The following is a 10,728-nucleotide window of genomic DNA, read 5'->3' on the forward strand; positions in this document are numbered from 1 at the left end:
CGGTTACCAAGAGATGTAGAAGTAAGGAGATCCCAAATGGCTGGTGACATGATTTCCGTGATCGCGCAGGCGACATCCCCATCGGGCTGGGTTGATTCCCCCGTGATTCGCAGCGTTTCCGAGAGCGACGCAGCGCGTCTTTCGGACTTGCTCTCCACCCAGCAGACGCAGGCGGCTCCGCCTGTAGCCCCCACGCCGCCCGCTTCAACGACTGCCGTCACTGAGGTCTCCGCGTCCACGCGGCCCGGCAATTCAATTGGCGACCAGATCCTCAAGTCGATGGATTCGGCTGGCAAGAATTACAAGTCCAAGGCGATGGAGATCGACAAGATGATCAATCTCGAATCGTCCAGGGTCGCGCCGCACCATCTCTTGCGCATGCAGTTCCAGCTGTTCGAAACCTCGATGCAGGTGGACCTGATCAGCAAGGGCATTTCCAAGGCGGTCCAGCACATCGACCAGGTCACCAAACTCCAATGATCAATTCCGACCGCCCGCTGTTTTCAAAGGTGGCGCGGCTCGCGGCCGCCCTGCTCGTGACGGCGCTCGTCGGCTGCGGCGGCTCGGTCGAGCTGCTGTCCAACATGAACGAGCGCGAAGCCAACGAGCTCGTCGCCGTGCTGAGCGAATCCGACATCAAGGTCCAGAAGATTCCCGGCAAGGACGGCGTTGTCAATCTCATGGTGGACAAGGACAAGGTCGCCCAGGCCATCCAGATCCTCAGCGCAGAAGGCATGCCCCGCGAGCGCCGTGCAACGATGGGCGATGTGTTCCGCAAAGAGGGGTTGATCTCGTCTCCGCTCGAAGAACGCGCGCGCTACCTCTGGGCGCTCTCGCAGGAATTGTCGGAAACCATCTCGCAGGTCGATGGCGTACTGCGTGCTCGCGTGCATGTGGTCCTGCCCGAGCGCAGCACCGGCGGCGAGGCATCGCTGCCATCGTCTGCCGGCGTGTTTGTCAAACATCGTCGTACCGTGAACCTGGAAGAGTCGGTGCCGCAGATCAAGCGTCTGGTCGCCAGCAGCATCCCGGGTCTTTCGGTCGAGAAGGTGAGCGTGGTGCTGGTCGCCTCCGGCCCCGCAGCGCCGCCGCCTGCGACTGCCAAACAAGTCGCCGCCAGATCCAATGGGTCATCGATTTGGCTGTGGGTGTGCTACCTCTTGGTTGCGCTCTCGGTGCTTTGCATCACGGCCTTTGCGGTGTGGCGCATGCAGAGCAAGCGCCGCGCCGACCGTGAGACGGCCGAGGCTGACGGCGACGGCGAGCGCATGGAGCCGGGTGCCGCATGAGCGCCATCGCCGGGACCTCGGTTGAAGCACAGCGGCTGGCGCGTCAGGTGGGCTCGCATGCCCAGCTGATTCGCGCGATCTGCACCTTCAACCAGAACCCGGCCGACTACATCGATGATTCGCGCCGTCCGGATTTCTTTGCGCAACCGGCAGGTGACGCCCTGTGGAAGTGCGAAAGGGCCAGGCGCCATTTGTCGCAGCACATCCTGGAGCGGGTCGGCGCCGAGCCCTGCCTGGAAACGATGCAACCTGAGTGGCCCGTTGCGCTGCTCGACCGGCCGCAACTCGATCGGCTGGCACGGCACGTGTCGGCCGCCATCGTGGGACCGCGCGTTCGCCGCGCGCTGTCGCGCGTCGAGGTGATCCGGTGGCGCGAGTGGCTTTCCAGTGAAGCGCACGAATTCGCGCTGACCCGGGCCAGTTTGCTGCCCTTTCACGCCGACGCCGGACACAGCCCCGAAACGACAACAGCGGAGCATCTGGGCCACGCGTGGATCGTCGCGGCCAGCAAGCGCTGGCACACCGCCATCGCCAGACGATTCATGCTCAAGCTGCCCGCCGGCAGCTACAAGGAAGTGGAAGCGATAGACGGCGCGCTCGCGTCGCGTCTTGTCATTTCCGTTCTCTCAACCCTGGAGACACGCTGGTGTTCATCATTCGCGACTATGCGGACCTGAGCCGCCCCGACGCAGCGGGCAAGATCATCAAGGCCAAGGATTTCTGGGCCTTCAAGGAAGCCGAGCGCGCGCTGGCCGATGCGAAGAACCAGAGGGAAGAAATCATCTCGTCGGCCAAGGATGCGTACGAAGCGGAGCGTCAGCGCGGCTACGCCGAAGGCAATGAAGAGGCCAAGCTGGAGCAAAGCGGCAGCATCGTCGAAATCGTGAGCCAGACGGTCGAGTACTTCGGCAAGGTCGAAACACAGATGGTCGATCTGGTGCTCGATGCGGTGCGCAAGGTCGTGAGCGACTTCGACGACCGCCAGCGGGTCACCACCGTGGTGAAAAACTGCCTGGACCTGGTTCGCAGCCAGAAGCATCTGTCGCTGCACGTGAACCCGGCGCAAGTCGAGTACCTGCGCAGCCAGGTCGGCGAGCTGCAAAAAATCTACCCGAGCATCCTGCACATCGAGATCCATCCCGATTCGAAACTGGGCCTTGATGCCTGCGTGGTTGAGTCTGAAATCGGCATCGTCGAAGCAAGCCTCACCGGTCAGGTCGAGATGTTGCGCGAGGCGCTGTCAACGGTGTTCGCGCAGCAGGATTCGCAAGCACAGGACAAAGCGGTCCAGACGTCGCAAGACATTGCTGACGACGAGGCGCAGGTGTACGAGGCGCAGGAATACGTGGAAGAGGACAGAGAGGGCGGGGATAGCGAACAGAGCCAAGAGGGCGAAGTCGAATACGACGACGAATACAAGGAAGATGGCACCGACGACGATACGTACGACAGCCCCGTGGCTCGTGCGCCTCCCCTGGGCGCTGCGCGATGACAACCCCCAGCCTTGACGACGTTCGGCGCAGCGCGCGCGAACTCGACTACATCGCGCGGCTGCTGCATGACGCAGTCGGCCAGACCACCACCGTCAAGATGCGCGGGCGCGTCATACAGGTGGTCGGCACGATCGTGAAGGCCGTGGTGCCCTCTGTGAAGATCGGCGAGGTCTGCATCCTGCGCAACCCGATCGACGGGCAGGAAACGCTTGCCGAAGTGGTGGGCTTTGCCAAGGGCACGGCGCTGCTGATGCCTTCGACCGGCACCCACGGCATCTCGGGCGATACCGAAGTCATACCGACCGGCAAGGAGCAAGTGGTTCCGGTGGGCCGCGCACTGCTGGGCCGCGTGCTCGATGGCCTGGGACAACCGCTCGATGAAGACACCAAGGGCCCGCTTCCGGCGATGGCCCACTACCCCGTGTATGCGGACGCGCCCGACCCCATGAAGCGGCGGCTGATCGACATGCCGCTATCGCTGGGCGTGCGCGCGCTCGACGGGCTGCTCACCTGTGGTGAAGGCCAGCGCATGGGCATTTTCGCTGCTGCGGGCGGCGGCAAGTCCACGCTCATGGGCATGCTCGTCAAAGGTGCGGATGTCGATGTGACGGTCGTTGCGCTGATCGGCGAACGCGGCCGTGAAGTGCGCGAATTTCTGGAGCACGAACTGGGCGAGGAGGGCATGAAGCGCTCCGTCATCGTCTGCGCAACTTCCGACAAGTCGGCGATGGAGAGAGCCCGCGCGGCCTTCGTCGCAACCGCAATCGCCGAGTACTTCCGTGACCAGGGACTGAAGGTGCTGCTGCTCATGGACTCGGTCACCCGTTTCGCGCGTGCGCAGCGCGAGATTGGTCTGGCCGCCGGCGAGCCGCCCACACGTCGCGGTTTCCCTCCCAGCGTGTTTGCGACGCTGCCCAGGCTCATGGAGCGCGCCGGCATGAACGAAAAGGGCTCGATCACCGCCATGTACACGGTGCTGGTCGAAGGCGACGACATGACCGAGCCGGTCGCCGATGAAACCCGGTCCATCCTGGACGGCCACATCATCTTGTCGCGCAAACTCGGCGCAGCGAACCACTATCCGGCGATCGATGTGCTGGCCTCGGCTTCACGCGTGATGAACGCGCTGATCTCGCCGCAGCACCGCGAAGCCGCAGGAACCATCCGTGAACTCATGTCCAAATATCAGGACATCGAGCTGCTGCTCAAGGTTGGCGAATACCGCAAAGGCTCTGACCGCATTGCTGATATCGCCATCGAGAAGCACGAGGCGATCCGCAACTTCCTGAGGCAAAGAACCGACGTGTATGTCGGCTGGGAAGAAACGCTGCAGCAGCTGCGGTCGCTGGCTGCCTGAACTTGGCCCCGCGCGAACTCGCTTTGCTGACGGGGCGGCGGTCAGGCGCGGGGCGAAAAGATCTCGACGGCCAGTTCCGGCGAGCATGGACTCGCCATCAGGTGCGTCGATCTGCTCATACCGAGGTCTGGGTGGAGGGGGGAAATGGTGGAACCAAGGCAAACGGGGTGTTACACACGAAGTGCCTGCCACCAATCCAGTCGTCCCGAGGAAGACCGCCATGCAATCCCCCAAAGCGCCCACGCGAAGCACATCACCACGGCCAACGTCGCAAACGCCAAGGCAGACGCAAACCTTGCCGCCACTTGCGGCCCGGGTGCCGGGCTCGGATCAGGTGCCACCCGGTACAGGCCAGGTTTTTGTCACTCCTTCAACCACAACGCCCGCAAAGCCTCAATTGCCGTTCCGACAGAGAGATGGCAGAGACAGCAGCTCCGGCGAGGGTCGAGGTTCCTGGTCGTCACAACCGGGAAACAGCGAATCCGGTGACGGCAAGCGCGACAGTCGGCCGGGTCAGGGTCCGGATTTCGCTGGCCGCGGTTCCGACTCCAGCTTTGGCTCTGACAACAGCGCCGCTGGCGGCAACAACGACCCGCAGCACGGTACACCGTCTTCTGCGTCGCAACACAGCGAGCAGCCACCCGATCAATCAGCTGAATTGCGCAATATCCTGAAAGCAGCGATAGCCAGCGATGGCCCCGCCAACTTTGAGGAGGCCATGCGCGTGGCGGCCGAACTCGGTGACGCACCCGGCAATCTGAAGGTGTCGTACCGGCTTATCGCGCAGAGCCTTGTGCATCTCCATGGGGAAGCACAAGAGCAGACATCGCTTGAATCGTTTTTCAAGGCCCTGGCACCGGACGCCCGGTTTGGAATCACATTTGAATTGCAGGAGATTCTGAGCACGGATGCAGTGCCTGACCAGCTCCGGCTGCAAGGCCTGTCTGTGCTTGAGATCGCAAGAGCGTCACTTGCACCGCTCTACAGGGAACACGAAAAAAAGCTGATCGATTCGGCGATGGGGCTGCGTTCTGCTTTGCTGGGTCTCCCGGCTGATCTGGCCAGGGATGCATCACGCATCGCTCCTGCAGTATGCGATCGAGCCCAGGGGGTGCGCGATGCCGTGCAGCGTCTGAAGACGCTTCGAACTGCACTTGAACTCACTGACCGGGATATTGAAACTCTCACCAGACAGTTGACGGGTCTTGTGAAGGCGTTGAACAGCTGTCCACGTGCTGTCTATGACGCAATGACCGATTCGCAGCTCAGCGACATGCGCCTGTTTCTCACTGAATTCAAGGCAGATCCGCGGTCGATCGACGACGTCATCCAGGAGCGCAAGCAGGAGGTTCTCGCCAGCGGCATGGTTGATGCGCTGCTAGCCGAAAACCTCACGGCAGCGCTGGAGACGTTCGCGCAAGCTCGGGCGGCGCAACAGGCGCCCCTTGGACGTTCACGTGACTTCCTGCCCGCCTTCTTCAGCGCACGGCTGCAGCACACGATCACGCGACTGAACCCGGGCGACCGAAAGCATTTGGCGACAGTCTTGCGCACGCCGCAAGCGCGTGAGTTGAAGGGCGCACTGGCGTTGCTCCAGCGGATGCCCGTGATCACGGAGCAGCCCGTGCTGCTCGGTTCGCTGATTGCGCTGCAAGATGACTTGCTGGCTGCAGGCCGGGCCGCAGGCCCGGTTGCGCCGGGCGCGCCGCCAGAAAGCCCACTTGCCAGCCTGGCGGACGCAAGCGTTCAGCTGCGCCAGGCCCTGGGAGCCTGTGGAGTCGGGATCGATCCGCAAGGCGTTTGCTTTGTGAAGTCTGGTCAGGTTCACCGGGCGATTCAACAGGATGTGGCAGCCAATCTGGACAAGACAATTGCTGGGCAGGGGCTCTTGGAAACCGCAGCCCCGGCAGAAGTTCCGGCGACCCCTGTCCAGCAGGCGCCGCAATCTGGCAAGGGTCCGACGGCCGCAGCAACGCCACAGCGCAAGCCCGCCGCACCGCCGCGCGAAAAGCCATCCCCGCTGAAGATCGACCCGACTGACCCGTTCGCGCGCAAGGGCGGTCAGGCGCTGAGAGACCTCGACAAGGCATGGGAACTCGAACCCCGGCCGACAACGCCCAAAGCGCCTTTGACCCCTGAAGTCAAGGCCGCGCCAACCAGGACGATGAAGGAAATCGAGGCCGAACGGGCCAGCAAGTTGCCCGGTCAGATTGCCAAGAGCCTTGTCAACCTGGCCGCGCCGCTGCCTCGAGCCGGCGCTACCCAGAGCAGCTTGAAGTCGATGCGGCTGATCAGCAACTGGGACCGCCCTTCCAAAGATGAAAAATCCCGAATGGTCGCCTACGTGCAGGCGGGTTTAGGGGATCTGACCGGCCCGCAGCTCGCCCAACTCCGGGCAAATCTTGACTTGCTAACACCAGCCGAGCGGAGCGACTCGCTCGCCGCGCTGGTTATCGAGAAAGTGAAGAACTTTCCCACTCCCACAATCGGGGTCGTCGAGCAGAGAGACTACGCCCTCGCCCACGCGTTGTCGGGTCGCAGGTTCGACGGAGCCCTTTTGCTGCAAGCACTCGCCAGTCTGCCGCTGCAAGAGCTCGTCGCGTTCCGAGCGGCAGCAATCACCCGGAACCTGCCAAAGGTTGCGGTGGCTGCCGATACCACGGCGTGGCCGGAATCCGACTGGTGGGCCGAACCTGGCGCTGCAGACCGGAACCCGGCAGCATTCGTGTCGAGCGTGACCGCGTTGGTCCCGATATTTAGTGAATCCGATGGGGCCCGGTCTGCCTCGAAGAATGCGCAGCAGCTGGCATTGCGCCTGAAGGCTGCCATCCAGAGCACCCAATTCACGGGCCAGGCCTATAACAGCGAACAGCTGCTGCAGTTGCGCTCGGCTCTTGGGCGACTTGGCGTGAGAACCACGGACCCGGTGTCGATTTCGTTCACAGCGCTGATCAACAAGCGGTTGATCACGTCGCCGGGCCCGCGCGTGCAATCGCGGCCTGTGACGCCGGTAGCGGCTACGCAGGGTTCGAGCCGGACGCGCAGGCAACTGCGCGAGGATGACGAGCCGCCACCGCCACCGCCGCTGTCGGATGAGCCGCCGCCTCGGATGGAGAGCCTGGTGCCCGACGAGGAGCTACCCCCACCGCCACCGCTGGAAGTTGATGAACCCAGCCCGGTTGTATCGCAGACGCCGTCCCTGACCGGGGCATCGCGCAGCACGGCTGAGGCATCCACTCCAAGCACCCCGCTCACGCGCAGCTCGCGCTTGACCGTCGCCTCGGGCTCGTCCGTTGTTTCCGATTCGGAGGCGAGCGGCTACCGAGCCAGCGGTTCATCGACTCCGACAAGGTCGACCTCTACCTCCGTGTCGAGTTCGACGCCGACTCCGGTGTCAGGTTCATCCACCCCGATCGTGAAACCGCGAAGCGGCTCCGCTGTCAGGAACTGGCTCAGGAATCCATTCAGCCCGCGCAAGGCTTCGCCGCCCCTGCTGACCCTGGGCGAGGCGTTGAAGACGTTCGCTCAGGTAGTCGTTTCACCGGCGGGGCAAGTTGTCGACCATAGCGCTGCGTGGGGTGCGATCCTGAGGATGCAGGAGGGCTCTGCGAAGACTCCGGGGATGGACGCAGCTGGTGAGCCGCAAGCCCTGGTTGCTACGCAGCTCGCCGCAATGTCGGATCGCGAGCTGTTGGGATTGTGGACATTCTTCTCGCGGCCGCTTAACTCCAAACCGGAAGAAATCGACTGGAACTTCTTGAGGCCGCTGGTCGGAGTGATCAAGCAGTCAGCTGCAGATCGGCTCGGCGTGAACATGGGTTGGAACGGATCGCCTTTGACGCTTGAGCTTGCGGCCCTGCTGATGACAGCGGGCGAGTTTGAACCCACGCCTGCAGGTTCAGGCTACGCGCAATGGATGCGAGCCGCGAATGATGTTCTGAGGTCGACTTCGGCAAACGCGAGTACGCAGCCCAGCGAGCAGGACAAGCGCGCGCTGACCGTTGACGCGATGGCCATCAGGTTATCGACCGGAGCTGTGTCGAAAGAACAGTTGGTGAGCATGCTGGAGCGAGCTTCCAGCTCTGAATTGCTGGCGATCCGTAACAGCGGCCCGACTGGTCAGGTGCCGCCAGCCTCGCACGCCGATGTCGTGGCGCTCGCCAAAAGCGCAGCGCAACGCAAAGGGCAAACGCTGGCTGCGCAGTTCATGTCCAGGCCATTGCGCGCTGAAGATGACCTGGAGACATTCGCAAAGCAGGCCATCGCAGCCATCGATGCCATGCGGGAGTGTCATGCACATTGCGCTGCGCACGGAATCGATGCGGGCAACGAGTTCAACACGGCAGTCGCGGGTGTCGTGCGTCAGCTAAACGCAATTGTTTCGCAGCCCGATTTGTCCACGGACGAACTCGACGACGCGCAGCTGGCATCCTTCGCGGCTGCCGTGCACTACACCCTGGACGACAGTCCGACGCTCGGGCAGGCCGTCAGCGCTCGCAAGACGATGCTGGCAAATGACTATGTGTTGCAAATGGAGGCCGCCGCCGAGGCACTACAGGCGCATGACTTTGCCAGGGCGCAGCAGTCACTTGCCGCCGCGTGGAGTCGTGTTCCCGAGATTGCTACTGCGTGGGGCGTCTTTGACAAAGCCGATGAACAGTCGGGGCCGACCAGCGTTGAGAGCACGCGCGCGCAGCTCATGAATTTCGCCATCGCCGCCATCGGCAACTCAGACCCCAACCGGTTGAATGCGGTAAGTAGCGTACTGGACGCACTTGAATTGCCTCAAACGACTGTCGATCTGAATCGCATCGACCTCTCAGCACTGTCGACCAATGCAGCCGCCCAGGTAGAGGCAGCACGGAGTTTCGTCAATCAACTGATGCTTGTTCAGCAGGCGGTGCGCGGCTTCCTGGGCGCGGGCGATCCAGCGCTGGATCGCCATGCAAGTCTGGTCGCCAGAGTTGATGTACGGGCGGCACTTCGAGAAGCGGTCGGCATTGATTTCGGCGAGGGATCGATCCGCCTCGTTTCAGGCGTGGCCGAGCAGCCGGTGCAAAACGCTGTTGAGGACATGTTCAAGGCTCAGGTGGCCCAACTGGCGAGCGAACGCAGTCCAAAAAAAATACGGGTGTTCTCTTCTTCCGGCAAACCAGGGTTTCTGGCTCGAGCCCGCGGTGGCAATCCGAAGGAGCAACGCTTCGAGCTCCCGCTTGAACTCTATGACAGCATGCGGGACTCCCGCATCACTTATGGTGTGCAGGACGGTGATCGCGAGCCGTTGTTGCCGCACACGGGGGAGGCCGCTTCGCGCCTGTTTGACTTGACCCGAAACGAGGGAAATTCGCAGGAAGGAAGCCCTGCGCAGATGCGTACATTGACGGCTCTTGGGCTTGCGCGTAGCCATGAGGCATTTGATCGGGCTGCGGCGATGCACGTTTCTCTTCCAGGCAGCAGGCCCGGCAGCGTTGATGGCGACATGAAGCTGGCAATCGAATGGCGTGGCGGCCAGGAGCCTGGAGAGGTGGTGGTCAGCTATGTGTACACCGTCTCCGATCCAAAAAACTTTACCGTTCCAGACAACAACGGCCAGCAGGTACCGTTGGCCGCTGGCGGCTATGTTCGATCAACACTGGAGATGTCAGTCTCACAAACGGGCAAGCATCGAGTGAGCGCTCCCTTGCGTACCGAATTCGAGTTGCGACCGAGCGAGGAATTCACTGCTGCTACAGCGGATAACGCGCAGCAAGCTTACCTGGCGGCAGTTGCCTCTGGCGAAGCGGAAACTGCAGCTCTTGATGAGGCCGGCCTGTTAGTCCGCCCGGGTCAATTTGTGCGCTCGCTGGTCGAGGCGATCGCCAGCTTCGAGCGCTATGAGATGCATTGCCGGGCGATAGGCCGCACGGTGAACAAACAGCCCTATGAACGGTTGATCGGCAAACTGGAACTGGCGGTGCGGCTTCACTTGCAAGTCGGTGCGCTGAGCCCTGAGGAATCTGATCAGCTCGTCGTTCAGTTACGGACACTAGGAATGCAGCACCTGGCCGAGACGGTGGAGAGCGAGGCGCAGGCTGAGCTCGCAGGGCACATGATCCTGAGCATTCTCGGCAATGACTTCGACCAGGCGCTTGACTATGCCGGGCGGGTGAAATTTCGGACGACCGGCAACGCTCGAAATGATCAACTGCTCCGTAGTCGCCTGTTCATGGCGGCAATCGGAGATGCGGATCAGAAAAAACTGAGGTCTGCAATCGAAACCCCTGAGATGCGTTTACTGATAGCGGCCATGACAGACATCTCTGGCATCGCAGTTGCTGCGGGTAGCCAGCCGCCGCCGTATCTTGCACGCTTGCGATCGCAGCTCGACGTGTTGAGGGAAATGCGCACCTACCTCAAGACCCTTGCGCCCACGGAGGTCGGGAGCCCCGAGGCAAGTTCGCAATCCCTCCACTCGCCTCTTCAGCGGGCTGCTCAGAACCAGAAGATCAGGGAGGCACTTCGTCTCAGCTGTTCTATCGAACTGCGAAGCGATGGATCGGTCACCGCCCTTCAGTAATAACGCAGGGTGACGTATCGCCCCCGACCAATA

6 protein-coding genes are annotated in these 10,728 nt (G+C 62.3%); all 6 read left to right on the forward strand.

Annotated elements, in window-relative coordinates:
* Positions 1 to 36 precede the first annotated feature (36 nt).
* The 6 genes from sctI to AQ12_RS09745 all read left to right on the forward strand — a co-directional run bounded on the left by sctI (position 37) and on the right by AQ12_RS09745 (position 10,695).
* Positions 37 to 480: a type III secretion system inner rod subunit SctI gene (gene sctI / locus AQ12_RS09725; RefSeq protein WP_048439661.1), complete on the forward strand. Its 444-nt coding sequence runs from the start codon at positions 37 to 39 to the stop codon at positions 478 to 480.
* Complete coding sequence (gene sctJ, locus AQ12_RS09730) at positions 477 to 1,289, forward strand: type III secretion system inner membrane ring lipoprotein SctJ (RefSeq protein WP_053076646.1); 813 nt, start codon at positions 477 to 479, stop codon at positions 1,287 to 1,289. The genes sctI and sctJ overlap by 4 nt, the downstream gene beginning before the upstream one ends.
* The gene (locus AQ12_RS22075) at positions 1,286 to 1,966 is read left to right on the forward strand and encodes a SctK family type III secretion system sorting platform protein (RefSeq protein ID WP_053076647.1); all 681 of its coding nucleotides are present in this window, start codon (positions 1,286 to 1,288) and stop codon (positions 1,964 to 1,966) included. Before sctJ ends, AQ12_RS22075 begins: the two co-directional genes overlap by 4 nt.
* Positions 1,936 to 2,781 carry an HrpE/YscL family type III secretion apparatus protein gene (locus AQ12_RS09735; RefSeq protein ID WP_053076648.1) on the forward strand — a complete coding sequence of 282 codons (846 nt, stop codon included), beginning with the start codon at positions 1,936 to 1,938 and terminating at the stop codon, positions 2,779 to 2,781. The genes AQ12_RS22075 and AQ12_RS09735 overlap by 31 nt, the downstream gene beginning before the upstream one ends.
* Positions 2,778 to 4,139 carry a type III secretion system ATPase SctN gene (gene sctN, locus AQ12_RS09740; RefSeq protein ID WP_048439662.1) on the forward strand — a complete coding sequence of 454 codons (1,362 nt, stop codon included), beginning with the start codon at positions 2,778 to 2,780 and terminating at the stop codon, positions 4,137 to 4,139. The genes AQ12_RS09735 and sctN overlap by 4 nt, the downstream gene beginning before the upstream one ends.
* 658 nt (positions 4,140 to 4,797) lie before the next feature.
* Positions 4,798 to 10,695, forward strand: coding sequence for a hypothetical protein (locus AQ12_RS09745; protein WP_048439663.1), 5,898 nt, complete (start codon positions 4,798 to 4,800; stop codon positions 10,693 to 10,695).
* Positions 10,696 to 10,728 lie beyond the last annotated feature (33 nt).

The sequence above is a fragment of the Caenimonas sp. SL110 genome (genome assembly GCF_001044395.1).
Lineage (GTDB): Bacteria > Pseudomonadota > Gammaproteobacteria > Burkholderiales > Burkholderiaceae_C > Ramlibacter.

Bases quoted from the DNA above. Each gene is read 5' to 3' on its own strand.
- sctI (WP_048439661.1), top strand. From the start codon at position 37: ATGGCTGGTGACATGATTTCCGTGATCGCGCAGGCGACATCCCCATCG.
- sctJ (WP_053076646.1), top strand. From the start codon at position 477: ATGATCAATTCCGACCGCCCGCTGTTTTCAAAGGTGGCGCGGCTCGCG.
- AQ12_RS22075 (WP_053076647.1), top strand. From the start codon at position 1,286: ATGAGCGCCATCGCCGGGACCTCGGTTGAAGCACAGCGGCTGGCGCGT.
- sctN (WP_048439662.1), top strand. From the start codon at position 2,778: ATGACAACCCCCAGCCTTGACGACGTTCGGCGCAGCGCGCGCGAACTC.